This window comes from Leclercia sp. LTM14, from assembly GCF_023736175.1.
Classification (GTDB): Bacteria; Pseudomonadota; Gammaproteobacteria; order Enterobacterales; family Enterobacteriaceae; genus Enterobacter; species Enterobacter barmai.
In genome coordinates this window covers 1-15,682 of sequence record NZ_JAIKTT010000015.1, presented here as the reverse complement: position 1 = coordinate 15,682, position 15,682 = coordinate 1, and the positions used below count along the sequence as shown (strand labels likewise).

The 15,682-nt window shown below is 53.1% G+C and carries 14 protein-coding genes and 1 rRNA gene; 8 read left to right on the top strand and 7 right to left on the bottom strand.

Going from position 1 to position 15,682, the window contains the following annotated elements:
• Positions 1 to 243 precede the first annotated feature (243 nt).
• From glnA to K5I40_RS22040, 4 genes are all read left to right on the top strand, one after another.
• Positions 244 to 1,653 carry a glutamate--ammonia ligase gene (glnA, locus tag K5I40_RS22055; protein WP_039032183.1) on the top strand — a complete coding sequence of 470 codons (1,410 nt, stop codon included), beginning with the start codon at positions 244 to 246 and terminating at the stop codon, positions 1,651 to 1,653.
• Positions 1,654 to 1,841: 188 nt separating this feature from the next.
• Positions 1,842 to 2,891, top strand: coding sequence for a nitrogen regulation protein NR(II) (gene glnL / locus K5I40_RS22050; protein ID WP_039032184.1), 1,050 nt, complete (start codon positions 1,842 to 1,844; stop codon positions 2,889 to 2,891).
• Between the two features lie 11 nt (positions 2,892 to 2,902).
• A complete protein-coding gene (gene glnG / locus K5I40_RS22045) occupies positions 2,903 to 4,315 on the top strand; it encodes a nitrogen regulation protein NR(I) (protein WP_039032185.1) in 1,413 nt (470 codons plus the stop codon).
• Positions 4,316 to 4,427: 112 nt separating this feature from the next.
• On the top strand, positions 4,428 to 4,538 hold the full coding sequence (locus K5I40_RS22040) for a YshB family small membrane protein (protein ID WP_072036742.1): 111 nt from the start codon (positions 4,428 to 4,430) through the stop codon (positions 4,536 to 4,538).
• 75 nt (positions 4,539 to 4,613) lie between these two features.
• Here K5I40_RS22040 and hemN read toward each other — a convergent pair whose 3' ends face one another.
• Entirely contained in the window at positions 4,614 to 5,987 is a 1,374-nt protein-coding gene (hemN, locus tag K5I40_RS22035; protein ID WP_138370914.1) for an oxygen-independent coproporphyrinogen III oxidase, read from the bottom strand.
• Between the two features lie 188 nt (positions 5,988 to 6,175).
• Positions 6,176 to 6,688: a Der GTPase-activating protein YihI gene (yihI, locus tag K5I40_RS22030; protein WP_139563865.1), complete on the bottom strand. Its 513-nt coding sequence runs from the start codon at positions 6,686 to 6,688 to the stop codon at positions 6,176 to 6,178.
• 581 nt (positions 6,689 to 7,269) lie between these two features.
• On the opposite strand from yihI, the gene yihA reads away from it, so the two are divergent.
• Positions 7,270 to 7,896: a ribosome biogenesis GTP-binding protein YihA/YsxC gene (gene yihA / locus K5I40_RS22025; RefSeq protein WP_223075646.1), complete on the top strand. Its 627-nt coding sequence runs from the start codon at positions 7,270 to 7,272 to the stop codon at positions 7,894 to 7,896.
• A gap of 310 nt (positions 7,897 to 8,206) precedes the next feature.
• Here the strand turns inward: yihA and polA are convergent, their stop codons facing one another.
• Positions 8,207 to 10,999: a DNA polymerase I gene (gene polA, locus K5I40_RS22020; protein WP_223075647.1), complete on the bottom strand. Its 2,793-nt coding sequence runs from the start codon at positions 10,997 to 10,999 to the stop codon at positions 8,207 to 8,209.
• A gap of 436 nt (positions 11,000 to 11,435) precedes the next feature.
• Here polA and K5I40_RS22015 point away from each other — a divergent pair, with 436 nt between their 5' ends.
• On the top strand, positions 11,436 to 12,344 hold the full coding sequence (locus K5I40_RS22015; protein WP_139563868.1) for an acyltransferase: 909 nt from the start codon (positions 11,436 to 11,438) through the stop codon (positions 12,342 to 12,344).
• Positions 12,345 to 12,359: 15 nt separating this feature from the next.
• Here the strand turns inward: K5I40_RS22015 and dsbA are convergent, their stop codons facing one another.
• From dsbA to K5I40_RS22000, 3 genes are all read right to left on the bottom strand, one after another.
• Positions 12,360 to 12,983, bottom strand: coding sequence for a thiol:disulfide interchange protein DsbA (gene dsbA, locus K5I40_RS22010; RefSeq protein WP_039032191.1), 624 nt, complete (start codon positions 12,981 to 12,983; stop codon positions 12,360 to 12,362).
• A gap of 27 nt (positions 12,984 to 13,010) precedes the next feature.
• A complete protein-coding gene (locus tag K5I40_RS22005; RefSeq protein ID WP_223075648.1) occupies positions 13,011 to 13,997 on the bottom strand; it encodes a serine/threonine protein kinase in 987 nt (328 codons plus the stop codon).
• A gap of 75 nt (positions 13,998 to 14,072) precedes the next feature.
• Positions 14,073 to 14,342: a YihD family protein gene (locus tag K5I40_RS22000; RefSeq protein ID WP_039032193.1), complete on the bottom strand. Its 270-nt coding sequence runs from the start codon at positions 14,340 to 14,342 to the stop codon at positions 14,073 to 14,075.
• Positions 14,343 to 14,410: 68 nt separating this feature from the next.
• On the opposite strand from K5I40_RS22000, the gene mobA reads away from it, so the two are divergent.
• Together mobA and mobB are read left to right on the top strand one after the other, a co-directional pair.
• Positions 14,411 to 14,995, top strand: a complete 585-nt coding sequence (mobA, locus tag K5I40_RS21995; RefSeq protein WP_223075649.1) for a molybdenum cofactor guanylyltransferase MobA — start codon at positions 14,411 to 14,413, stop codon at positions 14,993 to 14,995.
• Entirely contained in the window at positions 14,992 to 15,507 is a 516-nt protein-coding gene (gene mobB / locus K5I40_RS21990; protein WP_223075650.1) for a molybdopterin-guanine dinucleotide biosynthesis protein MobB, read from the top strand. Before mobA ends, mobB begins: the two co-directional genes overlap by 4 nt.
• Before the next feature lie 78 nt (positions 15,508 to 15,585).
• Here mobB and rrf read toward each other — a convergent pair.
• Positions 15,586 to 15,682: ribosomal RNA gene (rrf, locus tag K5I40_RS21985) — 5S ribosomal RNA — on the bottom strand; the annotation flags it as partial.

Sequence of the window (15,682 nt, the reverse complement as noted above, 5' to 3'; positions counted from 1 at the left end):
CGTAAATTGCACCAATATGGTGCTCAATGTTCACATTGAAGCACTATACTGGTGCAACAAAACCATCCTGGTGCAGCCCTTTTGCACTATGGTGCGCATGATAACGCCTTTTTGGGGTGTTTTAAAAGTTGGCACAGATTTCGCTTAGTAAAAATACGGCAACAAAAGGCAACATCGCCTGCCTTACACAGAATTTGAAGACCTCGTTACCACGACGACAATGACCAATCTGGAGAGTTAAGTATGTCCGCTGAACACGTTTTGACGATGCTGAACGAACATGAAGTGAAGTTTGTTGATCTGCGCTTCACCGATACCAAAGGTAAAGAACAGCACGTCACTATTCCTGCTCATCAGGTGAATGCCGAATTCTTTGAAGAAGGCAAAATGTTTGACGGCTCCTCGATTGGTGGCTGGAAAGGTATCAACGAATCCGACATGGTACTGATGCCTGACGCATCTACCGCGCTCATTGACCCGTTCTTCGAAGAGTCTACCCTTATCATCCGTTGCGACATCCTCGAGCCAGGCACCCTGCAGGGCTACGACCGCGACCCACGCTCCATCGCTAAACGCGCTGAAGAGTACCTGCGCTCCACCGGCATCGCAGACACCGTTCTGTTCGGACCAGAGCCAGAGTTCTTCCTGTTCGACGACATCCGTTTTGGTGCGACCACGTCCGGTTCCCACGTTGCTATCGATGATATCGAAGGCGCATGGAACTCCTCCACCAAATACGAAGGCGGTAACAAAGGTCACCGTCCAGCCGTTAAAGGCGGTTACTTCCCGGTTCCACCGGTTGACTCTTCACAGGACATCCGTTCTACCATGTGTCTGATCATGGAAGAGATGGGCCTGGTTGTTGAAGCACACCACCATGAAGTTGCAACTGCTGGCCAGAACGAAATCGCCACCCGTTTCAACACCATGACCAAAAAAGCGGACGAAATTCAGATCTACAAATACGTTGTTCACAACGTTGCGCACCGCTTCGGTAAAACCGCGACCTTCATGCCAAAACCAATGTTTGGCGACAACGGTTCCGGTATGCACTGCCACATGTCCCTGTCCAAGAACGGGACTAACCTGTTCGCTGGCGACAAGTATGCGGGTCTGTCCGAGCAGGCTCTGCACTACATTGGCGGCGTAATCAAACACGCTAAAGCGATCAACGCCCTGGCGAACCCAACCACTAACTCCTACAAGCGTCTGGTCCCAGGCTACGAAGCTCCAGTTATGCTGGCGTACTCTGCCCGTAACCGTTCTGCTTCTATCCGTATTCCAGTGGTTGCTTCTCCGAAAGCGCGTCGTATCGAAGTGCGCTTCCCGGACCCGGCTGCTAACCCATACCTGTGCTTCGCAGCGCTGCTGATGGCTGGTCTTGACGGTATCAAGAACAAGATCCACCCGGGCGAAGCAATGGACAAAAACCTGTACGACCTGCCGCCAGAAGAAGCGAAAGAGATCCCACAGGTTGCAGGTTCTCTGGAAGAAGCCCTGCTGGAGCTGGACAAAGACCGTGAGTTCCTGACTGCAGGCGGCGTGTTCACTGACGAAGCGATCGACGCTTACATCGCCCTGCGTATGGAAGAGAACGACCGCGTTCGCATGACTCCGCACCCGGTTGAGTTCGAACTGTACTACAGCGTCTAATCATTAATCCCTGTCGCGCGGACTTTTTCCGCGCGAGATTGATAGCCGTTTTTTTGTTGCCGTGGAAACTTTTCAGCCCATCTTCGGATGGGCTTTTTTCACCGTCAACAAGCTGATCTCACGCGCTTTTTACCGCGGAAACGCTATACTGCACTAAAATGGTGCAAACGACTCCAGGAGACTGCTGAATGGCAACTGGCACGCTGCCCGATGCTGGGCAGATCCTCAATTCTCTCATCAACAGCATATTACTGGTCGACGACGAGCTGGCGGTGCATTACGCCAATCCCGCGGCCCAGCAGTTGCTGGCGCAAAGCTCGCGCAAACTGTTTGGCGCGCCGCTGCCCGAGCTGTTGAGTTATTTTTCCCTGAACATCGGCCTGATGCAGGAGAGCCTGCAGGCAGGACAGGGCTTTACCGATAACGAAGTTACGCTGGTGATCGACGGGCGCTCGCATATTCTGTCCCTGACCGCGCAGCGGCTGCCGGAAGGGCTGATTCTGCTGGAAATGGCGCCCATGGATAACCAGCGCCGCCTGAGCCAGGAGCAGCTTCAGCATGCCCAGCAGATTGCGGCCCGCGATCTGGTGCGTGGCCTCGCCCATGAGATTAAAAATCCACTTGGCGGCCTGCGCGGTGCGGCACAGCTGCTCACCAAAGCCCTACCCGACCCGGCGCTGGCGGAATACACCAACGTTATTATTGAGCAGGCCGATCGCCTGCGTAACCTGGTGGATCGCCTGTTAGGGCCACAGCAGCCCGGCATGCATGTTACCGAAAGCATTCACAAAGTGGCCGAGCGCGTCGTGAAGCTGGTGTCGATGGAGTTGCCGGACAACGTCAGGCTGATTCGCGATTACGATCCCAGCCTGCCGGAACTGCCGCACGATCCCGACCAGATTGAGCAGGTATTGCTGAATATCGTGCGCAATGCCCTGCAGGCATTAGGCGTGGAAGGCGGAGAAATTATTCTGCGCACCCGCACCGCGTTCCAGCTGACGCTGCACGGCACGCGCTACCGCCTGGCGGCACGTATCGACGTTGAAGATAACGGTCCGGGCATCCCTTCCCATTTACAGGACACGCTGTTTTACCCGATGGTCAGCGGCCGTGAAGGCGGGACCGGGCTTGGCTTATCGATTGCCCGTAATTTGATAGATCAGCATTCCGGCAAAATTGAATTTACCAGTTGGCCGGGTCATACCGAGTTTTCGGTTTACCTGCCAATCAGGAAATAGAGGGTTAGGTTATGCAACGAGGGATAGTCTGGGTAGTTGATGACGATAGCTCCATCCGCTGGGTGCTCGAACGGGCGCTTACCGGAGCAGGTTTAAGCTGCACTGCGTTTGAAAGTGGCGCTGAGGTGCTTGATGCCCTCACCACCAAAACCCCGGATGTGCTGCTGTCCGATATCCGTATGCCGGGGATGGACGGGCTGGCGCTGTTAAAACAGATCAAGCAGCGCCATCCGATGCTTCCGGTCATCATAATGACCGCCCACTCCGATCTGGATGCGGCCGTCAGCGCCTATCAGCAGGGTGCGTTCGATTATCTGCCAAAACCGTTCGATATTGACGAAGCGGTGGCGCTGGTTGAGCGCGCCATTAGCCACTATCAGGAGCAGCAGCAGCCGCGCAATGCCCCGGTTTTCGGCCCCACCACCGACATCATTGGCGAAGCGCCGGCAATGCAGGATGTGTTTCGCATCATTGGCCGCCTGTCGCGCTCGTCCATCAGCGTATTGATCAACGGTGAGTCGGGTACCGGTAAGGAGCTGGTCGCGCATGCCCTGCATCGCCACAGTCCGCGTGCCAAAGCCCCGTTTATCGCCCTGAATATGGCGGCGATCCCCAAGGATTTGATTGAGTCCGAACTGTTCGGCCATGAAAAAGGCGCCTTTACCGGGGCCAATACCATCCGTCAGGGTCGCTTTGAGCAGGCCGACGGCGGGACGCTGTTCCTGGATGAGATTGGGGATATGCCCCTCGACGTCCAGACACGTCTGCTGCGCGTGCTGGCGGACGGCCAGTTTTACCGCGTGGGCGGCTATGCGCCGGTTAAAGTGGATGTGCGCATTATTGCCGCCACCCACCAGAACCTCGAACTGCGCGTCCAGGAGGGGAAATTCCGTGAAGATTTATTCCACCGCCTGAACGTCATTCGCGTTCATCTCCCGCCGCTGCGCGAGCGTCGTGAAGATATTCCGCGTCTGGCGCGCCATTTCCTGCAGGATGCCGCCCGCGAACTGGGTGTCGAAGCCAAACTGCTGCACCCGGAAACCGAAGCGGCGCTGACGCGTCTGGCCTGGCCGGGCAACGTGCGTCAGCTGGAGAATACCTGTCGCTGGCTGACGGTGATGGCTGCCGGTCAGGAAGTGTTGATTCAGGATCTCCCGCCAGAGCTTTTCGAAACCCATGTTCCGGAAAGCAGCACCGGGCAGAGCCTGCCCGACAGCTGGGCGACGCTGCTGGCGCAATGGGCCGATCGCGCCCTGCGTTCCGGTCATCAAAACCTGCTCTCCGAGGCGCAGCCCGAGATGGAACGCACGCTGCTTACCACCGCGCTGCGCCATACTCAGGGCCATAAACAAGAGGCAGCACGCCTGCTTGGCTGGGGTCGCAATACCCTGACGCGTAAGTTAAAAGAGCTGGGGATGGAGTGATGCTCTCTTGCAGTGTAAAGAGAGTTAATCGAACGCAAACTGGTGTTATTTTGCGCTTTACTGTTCCGATGAGTTAAGTATGATCTCGCCCGGGAAAACGGGGGGGATCATCATGCTGGAATCAATCGTGAATATGTTGTCTGGCGCAGCAGTCGAAAGCCATACGCCGCAAACGGCCGTTGCCGCGGTATTGTGTGCGGCGCTGGTTGGGCTGTTTAGTTAGATGCTTCGCTTACCCGGCCTGCATTTCGCGCTTTTGTAGGCCGGGTAAGGCGAAGCCGCCACCCGGCAGTACGGCTTAAATCACGCGCGAGAACTGCTGCATACGGGCTTTCTGCCGCAGATAGGCGTCAAAGCACATACAGATATTACGAATCAACAGACGTCCTTTCGGCGTCACCTCAATCGCACTCTCCGTCACATCCACCAGCCCGTCTTTCGCCAGCGGCGCCAGCAGCTTCATGTCTTCCACAAAGTAATCGGTAAAGTTGAGATCCCACTGCGCTTCGACCGCGCTGAAGTCGAGACGGAAGTTGCAGATCAGCGCTTTGATCACGTCCCGGCGAATGCAGTCGTCGCGGGTTAGCGCGATGCCGCGCCACAGGGCATTGCCGGTCGCATCCACCTGCTGGTAGTAGAGCTTCAGCTCTTTCTGGTTTTGCGCATAGCAGTCGCCAATCATGCTGATGGCCGAGACGCCCATCCCCAGCAGATCCGTATCGCCCTGAGTGGTATAACCCTGGAAGTTGCGGTGCAGGACACCTTCGCGCTGGGCAATGGCCAGTTCGTCATCCGGACGGGCGAAGTGATCCATACCGATAAACTGGTAGCCGGTCTGGGTCAACGAGGTGATGGTTTCCTGCAGGATATCCAGCTTTTGCTGGGCGGAAGGCAGGTCGGCATCCTTGATTTTGCGTTGGGCAGCAAACAGCGTCGGCAGATGCGCATAGTTAAACACGCTCAGGCGATCCGGATTCAGCTCCGCCACGCGCCTCAGCGTAAAGGCAAAGCTCTCAGGCGTCTGCTTCGGCAGGCCATAGATCAGGTCAATATTGGTGGAGGTGAAGCCAATCTCCCGGGCGTGATTCAACAGGGCAAAGATAAACTCTTCATCCTGCTCACGGTTGACCAGGCGCTGGACCTCTTTGTTAAAGTCCTGCACGCCCATACTCAGGCGGTTAAAACCTTCGGCACGCAGATGATCGAGCACATCCAGCTCGATTTCGCGCGGGTCCACTTCGATAGAGATCTCAGCATCCGCATTGAAACGGAAGTTATCCCGCAGCAGGGTCATCAGGCGGCTGATTTGCGCTTTATTCAGATAGGTTGGCGTACCGCCGCCCCAGTGCAGTTGGCTGACATGACGGCCGGCAAACTGCGGCGCACGATGCAGGATCTCCTGTTCAAGCGCATCCAGATATTGGTCCGCCTTATGCTGCTGACGGGTCACAATTTTATTGCAGCCACAGAAATAGCAGAGCTTGTGACAGAACGGGATATGAACGTACAGAGAAAGCGGACGGTCAGGATAACGCGCCACGGCCTGCTGAAATTGGCTATCACCGAAGGCGTCGGAAAACTCCAGCGCAGTAGGATAAGAGGTATAACGCGGCCCGGAATAGTTATATTTCTGGATGAGGGCCAGATCCCAGTCGATGGTTGGTACAGACATGCTCACTCCTTCCGTTGGTGTCGCGTTCGTATACGGCGGCCCGTTCTGACCCCTGTGCGGGCCACGAATCGGGTGCGCAGCCACTTCTGTCGCCGCGACAACCGCCGTAGTTTAACGAATAACCACACCAGATAACATATAACCGGAAGGGTTATAAGCAGGACGAGTGAGCCTGCCGGGTGCAAATGTTAGTTTCCACCTTTCAACAGGCGCATCATATCTTCCTGTTTTTCTTCTTCTTCATCTTCGTCTTCATCATCATAGGAGAGACCCAACTGTTGCATCAGTTCATCGATACGATCCAGTTTGGCATCAACCCATGATTGCTCTTCAGCATTCAGGGCTTCGCCCTCTTCAAGACGTTCCAGCAGCGCGTCCAGGCGCTCATCGTTCTCCAGCATATCCAGCTCGGCCTGCGGTGAAAGCATAGGTTTCTCGCTCTTCGGTTTGTGCTGCCTGGTGACCGGGGCATCGGTCACGCCTAATGGAACAGGTGTTTTACTGCCGATACGCGGGTCTTTCTGCTGTTTGTTCTTCGCAGACGCGCCCGAAGTACCGCCACTCGCGCGGCTACCCGCAGCATGACCACGATGCTTTTTATCGCGTTTGCGATCGCGCGCTTCCTGATTCAGTTCTTCGCGCGTTTTGCGGCGTGCTTTTGCAGGACGTTTAGCGCCTGCAGCGGAGGTCGGTTTTTTCATGTTGTTTTGTCTTTAAGTCGTTTTCTTCAGTATAGAATTGCGGCGAAATCTAGCAGAAAGCAAGCAAAGAAAAAAGGCGACAGAGCAATCTGTCGCCTTTTTTCCTGACTCATAACCCATTACGGGTCTGACAATCCCTGTTTGCTTACAACTCACCCTGTTTGTCCGTTAGCAGGTACCGTCCGTGATATGTTCCGTTTCCCTTTAAAACGCCTCCAGGCGTACGTCTTCCTGACTGTCCTGTGTCTTCGCCTCCTGGCGCTCCTGACCCTCATCCTTGAGTCCGGTTCCTGTCGGCATCCTCGCCGTTGAGCGCTACTTTACCGTTTCCAGCTGTACGCACAAGCCACAAACGCCGTTTATCCGCGACTTTCAGACTAAGACTACACGTTAATGGATTGATTTTAATGGTTTTGAAATTTTATAGCCCTGCGATTTTTCTTAAATCTCCCATAGTTCAAATGGCAGATCTCTCACAAAGCCAGGGGTTTTTACTTACAGCCGTATTGCCGATGGGAAAAGCCTTTTCTCTCTGTTCAGGTATAATCCCCCCAACGTTACGAATTTCTGGAGACAACCACGTGACCAACCTGAATTATCACCAGACGCATTTTGTTCTTAGTGCGCCTGATATTCGCCATTTACCCGCCGATACGGGTCTCGAAGTGGCATTTGCTGGCCGGTCTAACGCGGGGAAATCCAGCGCTCTGAATACCCTGACCAATCAGAAAAGCCTGGCCCGTATCTCTAAAACGCCTGGCCGTACCCAGCTAATCAACCTGTTCGAAGTCGCGCCGGGCAAGCGCCTGGTGGACCTGCCAGGTTACGGCTATGCAGAAGTTCCGGAAGAGATGAAGCTCAAGTGGCAGCGCGCCCTGGGTGAATATCTGGAAAAACGCCTGTGCCTGAAGGGCCTGGTTGTCCTGATGGATATTCGTCATCCGCTTAAAGATCTCGATCAGCAGATGATCTACTGGGCCGTCGAAAGCGGGATCCAGGTGCTGGTGTTGCTCACCAAAGCTGACAAGCTGGCCAGCGGCGCGCGTAAAGCGCAGGTAAACATGGTGCGCGAAGCGGTTCTGGCGTTTAACGGTGACATCCAGGTCGAAGCGTTTTCTTCGCTGAAGAAGCAGGGCGTGGATAAACTGCGTGAGAAACTGGATACGTGGTATAGCGAACTGGAACCCGCGACAGAAGCGGATCAGTAAAGATGAGCGCGGCGATGTCCGCGCTTTTTTTGCGCTGTTTTTTCTTTGCCGCAATAAAAAACGCCCCAGTCATTACTGACTGGGGCGGCTAAAATATTCAGCCAAATCCGATTACGTGAAGTAAAAGGTCTGAAAGATAGAACATCTTACCTCTGTACCCTACGTGAATAACTCTACCCTTTTTTAGACTACAGACAAAGCACTTTTTGTAGTTTTTTTTCATTCTTTACATAGGGAATTCTAATGATCATCACAAAACGTTCATGGATATGTTGCTTACTTACAGAAACAGTTGATATGCCATAAACACTTAGTGAGCTTGATCCCAGTTTTCTCCGTGACCCACTTCCACCAGCAACGGCACGTCCAGTTTCACGCTGTTCTCCATCAATTCGTGGATTTTTTTCGACACGGATTCCAGATCGTCTTTATGCACTTCGAACACCAGTTCATCGTGAACCTGCATGATCATCCGCACCCGCGGCTGCTCTTTCTCCAGCCAGGCGTCAACAGCGATCATTGCACGTTTAATGATGTCCGCAGCCGTTCCCTGCATTGGGGCGTTGATTGCAGCACGCTCAGCGCCGGCACGTCGGGCAGCATTGCTGGATTTGATGTCCGGCAGATAGAGGCGACGCCCTTCCAGGGTCTCGACATAGCCTTTCTCTTTCGCCTGAGCACGCGTGTTTTCCATATATTGCAGAACGCCCGGATAGCGCTCGAAATAGAGATCCATATACTTCTGCGACTCTTTACGCGGAATGTTGAGCTGGCGGGAGAGACCAAAGGCGCTCATGCCGTAGATCAGACCAAAGTTGATCGCTTTAGCACTGCGACGCTGTTCCCCGGTAACGCTCTCCAGCGACATACCAAATACTTCCGCCGCCGTTGCCCGGTGAATGTCCTGCCCTTCAGCAAAGGCGGTCAACAGGCCTTTATCCCGGGACAGGTGCGCCATGATGCGCAGCTCAATCTGTGAATAGTCAGCAGAGACAATGATGTAATCCTCTGGCGCAATAAACGCCTGACGAATACGACGCCCTTCTTCATTACGCACCGGAATGTTTTGCAGGTTAGGATCGGTTGAGGACAGGCGCCCGGTGGCCGCCACGGCCTGATGATAAGAAGTATGCACGCGGCCCGTTTTCGGGTTGATCATCAGCGGCAGCTTATCGGTGTAGGTCGATTTCAGCTTTGCCAGGCCACGGTACTGAAGGATCACTTTTGGCAGCGGATAGTCCAGCGCCAGCTCCTCAAGCACCTCCTCAGAGGTGGACGGCGCGCCGCCAGGGGTTTTCTTCAGCGGCTTGATACCCTGCTTTTCAAACAGGATGGTCTGCAGTTGTTTGGTGGACGAGAGGTTGAACGGCTCGCCGGCAATCTCATGCGCTTTTTGCTCCAGCTCGTTCAGGCGCAGGGCGATCTCCTCCGAGTGCTTATGCAATACAGCCGGATCGATCTTAACGCCGTTGCGCTCGATGCGGGACAGCACCGGCACCAGCGGCATCTCGATATTCTGGAACACGTTCAGCGGCCCGGCGTCTTTTTCGAGCTTAGGCCACATCTTCAAATGCAGTTGCAGGGTGACATCGGCATCTTCCGCAGCATAGTGTCCGGCCTCTTCCAGCGCGATCTGGTTAAAGGTCAGCTGATTCTTGCCCTTACCCGCGATCTGTTCAAAGGTAACGGTTTTATGCTTTAGCCAGCGGTCAGAGAGGGAATCCATATCGTGACGACCGGCTACGCTGTCGAGGATATAAGACTCCAGCATGGTATCGAACGCAATACCGCGCAGCTCGATGCCGTAGTTTTGCAGGATACCGCGGTCGAACTTCAGGTTTTGCCCCACCTTCAGCGCTTTTTCGTCTTCAAGGATTGGCTTGAGGAGTTCGAGCACGCGCTCACGCGTGAGCTGCACAGGTGCGTCGAGATAGTCGTGAGCCACCGGTACATAGGCGGCGACGCCAGGTTCTGTGGCAAATGAGAGGCCCACCATATTGGCGGAGACGTTATCGAGGCTGTCGGTTTCGGTATCAAAGGCAAATACCGGCGCCTGCTTCAGTCTTTCAATCCAGCCCTGTAGCTGTGCTTCATCAAGGACGGTTTCGTAATGCTCGGAAGAGAGAATGCTGGCGGCTTCTTCTACCGCATCTTCTGCATCAATCACCAGGGTCTCTTTTGGCTTCGCCGCTGGTTTAGCCCCTTTTGCCTGCAGCCATTTCCCCGCTTCAACGTCGGTGATCCAGCGTTTGAACTCATATTGCTTAAACAAGCCAAGCAGCTCTTCAGCAGCAGGTTGCTGCACTTCAAGCTGATCGCAGGTCAATTCCAGTTCGACGTCCGTTTTGATGGTTGCCAGCTGATAGGAGAGGTATGCCACCTCTTTGTTCTGCTCAAGCTTCGCGGCCATGGTTTTTGCACCGCGGAAGGTCAACCCGGCAATTTTATCCTGCTCGCTGTAAAGCGTATCCAGCCCGCCCAGCCCCTGTAGCAGCGCCTGAGCCGTCTTCTCACCCACGCCCGGCACGCCAGGAATGTTATCGGAGGAGTCGCCCATCAATGCGAGGAAATCGATGATCAGTTCTGGCGGCACGCCATACTTCGCCACCACCTCTTCCGGTCCAAGAATGGTGTTGGTCATGGTATTAATCAGGGTGATCCCCGGCGTGACCAGCTGCGCCATATCTTTATCGCCAGTACTGATCAGTACCGGACGGCCCATCTTCTCGGCTTCTCGCGCCAGCGTACCGATAACGTCGTCAGCCTCTACGCCCGAGACGGCCATTAAAGGCAGCCCCATCGCTTTTACCATCTTATGCAGGGGTTCAATCTGCGCGCGCAGATCGTCCGGCATCGGCGGACGATGGGATTTGTAATGCTCGAACAGCTCATCCCGGAAAGTTTTGCCTTTCGCATCGAAGACTACGGCAGCATGGCTCGGCTGATACTGCATGATCAGACTACGCAGCATATTCAGCACGCCATACATTGCGCCCGTAGGCTCTCCTGCGCTGTTAGTCAGCGGAGGAAACGCATGATACGCCCGGTAGAGGTAAGACGAACCGTCGACGAGAATAAGCGGATTTTCGGGGATCTGAACCATAATGTCCGTGCCTTTAAGGAATTTATGGATAAAGGATGCCACAGAAGGATGAAAACATCAGTTTTTCACGGCCAATACAGCCAAAGATTTTGTGATCCTCAGGATCGCTCGCAAATCAAATCTGTGGATAAGTTTGTGAATACTTTCTAACACCTGGATTAATTGTGCTGAAAGTAGATCGTTCATCTAAATATTATTATTAATAATCAGATAATTATCATTCGATCTCGATCTCATATTTTCGGTTGATGACAATTTACTCCATGTGGATATAAGCCACGCCATTTTGGCGACACAGGATTTTTCTCCACAACGCGTGCAAATCATTCGTCCCGCCAAGTTAAAGCGCCATCATTTGGCAGTTTTCTGGTAAAATCAGCGCCCGGTGTCTGTTTATCAGGCGCTTACCATAGCTAACTACCTGAAAACATTCATCATGCCTAGACTGCTGGCTGCGATCATACTCCTGTTAAGCATCGCATTAACTATTCTGGTCACCATTGCCTGTTCTGTGCCGATCATCATCGCCGGAATAATTAAACTGCTTTTACCCATTCCCGTCGTCTGGCGTGCTGTATCTGCATTCTGCAACTTTATGATGTACTGCTGGTGTGAAGGCCTGGCGGTACTGCTCCGCCTTAACCCGCATCTGAAATGGGACGTTCAGGGTCTGGATGGTCTCAACAAGAAAAACTGGTATTTGCTCATCTGCAACCACCACAGCTGGGCCGATATCGTGGTGTTATGCGTGCTGTTCCGCAAACATATTCCGATGAACAAGTATTTCCTCAAGCAGCAGCTTGCCTGGGTACCCTTTATTGGCCTGGCCTGTTGGGCGCTGGATATGCCTTTCATGAAGCGCTACTCCCGCAGCTATCTGATTCGCCATCCTGAACGCCGCGGCAAAGATGTTGAAACAACCCGTCGCTCTTGCGAGAAGTTTCGCGCGCACCCCACCACCATCGTCAATTTTGTTGAAGGCTCTCGCTTTACCGAAGAGAAAAAGCAGCAGACCCGCTCATCCTATAGCAACCTGCTGCCACCAAAAGCGGCCGGGATCGCCATGGCGCTGAACGTACTGGGTCAACAGTTCGATAAATTACTGGACGTGACGCTGTGTTATCCGGAAAACGATAAGACCCCGTTTTACGATATGCTCAGCGGTAAGTTAACGCGGATCGTGGTGCGTATTAATCTGGTGCCAGTGGCGGAAGAGTTACATGGGGATTATGTTAACGATAAGAACTTTAAGCGACGTTTCCAGCTCTGGCTGAATACGCTATGGACGGAAAAAGACGCGCTAATCACCAGGATTAAAGCCCAATACAAAAACGCCGGTCATTGACCGGCGTTTTCTTTATTACTTCTTCTCAACCAGATATTTCACGGTATCGGCATACTGCTGCACGAAGATGTCCATGCTGCTGGTATCCATACCCTGCATATTCAGCTGGTATTTACCGTTAACGTACATAGCTGGAACACCACGCAGTTGCAGATCGGCCGCCGCTTTTTCCTGCTGTGCGACCAGAGATTTCACCACAAAGCTATTCCAGGCTGCATCGTATTCTTCACCCTTCACGCCCGCATCAACAAATACTTTACGGATATCGGCAGTGGTTTGTACGGCCTGAGTTTTCTGCACGGCTTCAAACATTGGCGCAGTGATTTTGTCTTCCACACCCAGGGCCATCGCTACTGCCCACGCCTGCGTTAAGTCTTTACCCAGCGGGCCAAGAAACTCAACGTGATACTTGGTCATTTTAGTGCCTTCTGGCAGCTTTTTCTTCACGTTATCGGAAACATGAAGAACCTGCTCGAACTCATAGCAGTGCGGGCAATAGAATGAGAAGAACTCAAGAACCTGAGGTTCTCCGGCAACAGGTTTGTCGAGGGTAATATACTGTTTACCATCGGTGAACTGTGCAGCCGAAGCGCTAAATGCCAGAATCATACCTGCCAGCGCCAGCCATATTTTTTTCATGATCAACTCTCTCCTGGATGTGTTCGATTAATACATTGGCGTTAATTGCAAAGGGGGTTCCTGCAGAACCTTTACCTGTTCAATAAATGTGGATATCTGGTTACGCCAGTAATCTTCCCCGGTAAGCCACGGGAAGTTTCTGGGGAACGCGGGGTCGTCCCAACGCCTGATTAACCATGCAAGATAATAAACAAAACGCATGGCGCGTAAAGGTTCGATTAATGCAATTTCGTCTGAATTAAAGGGACTGAACTCTTCATAGGCTTCGATAATCGTCTCAAGCTGCATCCGCTGCTCGGCTTTATCGCCATTCAGCAGCATCCAGAGATCCTGAATAGCAGGTCCCATTCTCGCATCATCGAGATCGACAAATAATGGCCCGTCACGCCAGAAGATATTTCCGGCGTGGCAATCGCCGTGCAGGCGCAGCGTTTTGACGTTGTTATCCCAGCGCGCGATAACGGCATTAATTAAGCCATCCGTCGCGGCAAGAAAATCAGCTTTCAGACCTGAAGGGATAAGCGCGGATGTTTCAAATACCTGGCGCGGTTCGAGAAGATATTCCTGAATACCGATGACAGGACGCGAGGTAAAAGCACTCTTCCTTCCCGTCTGGTGAATGCGCCCCAAATAACGGGCAACCCATTCCATCTGATCGATATTATCGGCTTCAAATTGCCGACCACCGAGACTGGGAAAGACAGCAAAATAAAATCCCTGGTGCGACAGCAGCGTCTGACCATTGAATTTAATGGGTGCAGCAACGGGAACATCATCGGCGACCAGGTCGAGCGCGAACTGATGCTCTTCCTGAATCTGATCGGCTGACCAACGCTGCGGGCGATAAAATTTCACGACGAAGCGCTGACGATCCTCATCCTGAAACTGGTAGACGCGGTTTTCATAACTGTTTAATGGGGTCAGACCTGAGTCCACCCGGATGCCCTGCTCAAACAGAGCATCCATAATGGTATCCGGGTGTAAGGTCTGGAAAGTAAAGGCCTGGTCGTTCATCCGATCATCCGGAAATTATACGAATGATTCAGGATATCATTTAACGGCGATTACGGTGGCGCCTCTTACAAGCTTTTACTCTTTAATTACGCCACGCGCGCGCAGCAGGGCCGTTTTGAAATCCTCTTCATAATCTTTCTGAATACCGGGGATCACGGCATCTTTGCCGGAATCGCGCATTTTCAGGTGATAGATCAGGATGTCATCAGAAAGGTCGGCCAGTTCACCCTCGTAGCCTGACTCCTGCGCCAGTTTCTGTAAGAATTGCACCAGGTTAAGTTCTGGCTCTTTTTGCCAGGCTGGCTGGAGAAGTTCGATAACTTCATTCAGACGTTTACATTTCATGGTAATACTCCTTTCATTTAGAGTGACACGTTATCAGGGTCAATCCCACAAGAAAAGAGGCGATATTCGTGAGCCAGATAAGCACGATCACCGGTGTAGTTTTAGCCGGCGGCAAGGCGTCCCGTATGGGCGGAGTTGATAAAGGTCTGCAGGAGCTGAACGGCATACCGTTATGGCAGCATGTTGCACAGAGGCTAAGTAAACAAGTGAGCTCACTCGCTATTAGTGCCAACAAAAATCTCGCCGTTTATCAGGCAAGTGGATATCCCGTCTATCCCGATTTGCTGGCAGATTTCCCCGGGCCGCTGGCTGGCATACTTTCCGTTATGCAGCAGTGTGACGCGGAGTGGTTTCTGTTTTGCCCCTGCGATACGCCGTTCATTCCTGATTATCTGGCTGAACGCTTTGTTCAACAGAGGGAAGCGGCAGCCGTTGTCTGGGCGCATGACGGCGAGCGCGATCATCCAACCATCGCGCTAATGCACCGTAGGCTGATGCCAGAATTACAGAACTACCTGGCTGCGGGAGAGCGTCGGGTGATGGTCTTCATGCGGCAGGCTGGCGGACATCCTGTCGATTTTAGCGAGATGAAACAGGCATTTATTAATATAAATACCCTCGAACAGATAGACACTATGCAGAGGCACCAATGATACCTGTTTTAGCGATCGCCGCCTGGAGCGGTACGGGTAAAACCACCCTGCTAAAAGCCATTATCCCGGCACTTTGTGCCAGGGGCTTGCGTCCGGGGCTTATCAAACATACCCACCACAATATGGATGTCGATATTCCCGGTAAAGACAGTTATGAACTACGCAAAGCTGGCGCGGCACAAACTATTGTCGCCAGCAGTCAGCGTTGGGCATTAATGACCGAGACGCCGGATGAAAGGGACGTTGATCTTCCTTATCTCATTAGCCGGATGGATCATTCGACGCTGGATCTGGTTCTGGTTGAAGGTTTTAAGCATGAGCCCTTGGCCAAGATCCTGCTGTTTCGCAGCGATACAGGGCATGACATTAATGAATTAACGCTTGATGAACATGTTATCGCGGTAGCCAGCGACATTTCACTGTCGCTTCATGTACCGGTATTAGATATCAATGATGTGGAGGGCGTTGTCGATTTCATTCAACAATGGATGAGGTCTTTCCAGGCCGGGTAAGGCGGAGCTGCCACCCGGCTTTTCCGCGCATATGGCAAAAAACCCCGTACCTTACGGTACGGGGTTTCTTTAATTTATGCCTGGCAGTTCCCTACTCTCGCATGGGGAGGCCCCACACTACCATCGGCGCTACGGCGTTTCACTTCTGAGTTCGGCATGGGGTCAGGTGGGACCA

What these genes read in the sequence shown, in the direction of transcription:
- K5I40_RS22015 (WP_139563868.1), top strand. Translation starts at nt 11,436, where the DNA reads ATGCCTAGACTGCTGGCTGCGATCATACTCCTGTTAAGCATCGCATTA.
- K5I40_RS22005 (WP_223075648.1), bottom strand. Translation starts at nt 13,997, where the DNA reads ATGAACGACCAGGCCTTTACTTTCCAGACCTTACACCCGGATACCATT.
- hemN (WP_138370914.1), bottom strand. Translation starts at nt 5,987, where the DNA reads ATGTCTGTACCAACCATCGACTGGGATCTGGCCCTCATCCAGAAATAT.
- glnA (WP_039032183.1), top strand. Translation starts at nt 244, where the DNA reads ATGTCCGCTGAACACGTTTTGACGATGCTGAACGAACATGAAGTGAAG.
- glnG (WP_039032185.1), top strand. Translation starts at nt 2,903, where the DNA reads ATGCAACGAGGGATAGTCTGGGTAGTTGATGACGATAGCTCCATCCGC.
- glnL (WP_039032184.1), top strand. Translation starts at nt 1,842, where the DNA reads ATGGCAACTGGCACGCTGCCCGATGCTGGGCAGATCCTCAATTCTCTC.
- K5I40_RS22000 (WP_039032193.1), bottom strand. Translation starts at nt 14,342, where the DNA reads ATGAAATGTAAACGTCTGAATGAAGTTATCGAACTTCTCCAGCCAGCC.
- dsbA (WP_039032191.1), bottom strand. Translation starts at nt 12,983, where the DNA reads ATGAAAAAAATATGGCTGGCGCTGGCAGGTATGATTCTGGCATTTAGC.
- yihI (WP_139563865.1), bottom strand. Translation starts at nt 6,688, where the DNA reads ATGAAAAAACCGACCTCCGCTGCAGGCGCTAAACGTCCTGCAAAAGCA.
- polA (WP_223075647.1), bottom strand. Translation starts at nt 10,999, where the DNA reads ATGGTTCAGATCCCCGAAAATCCGCTTATTCTCGTCGACGGTTCGTCT.
- mobB (WP_223075650.1), top strand. Translation starts at nt 14,992, where the DNA reads ATGATACCTGTTTTAGCGATCGCCGCCTGGAGCGGTACGGGTAAAACC.
- K5I40_RS22040 (WP_072036742.1), top strand. Translation starts at nt 4,428, where the DNA reads ATGCTGGAATCAATCGTGAATATGTTGTCTGGCGCAGCAGTCGAAAGC.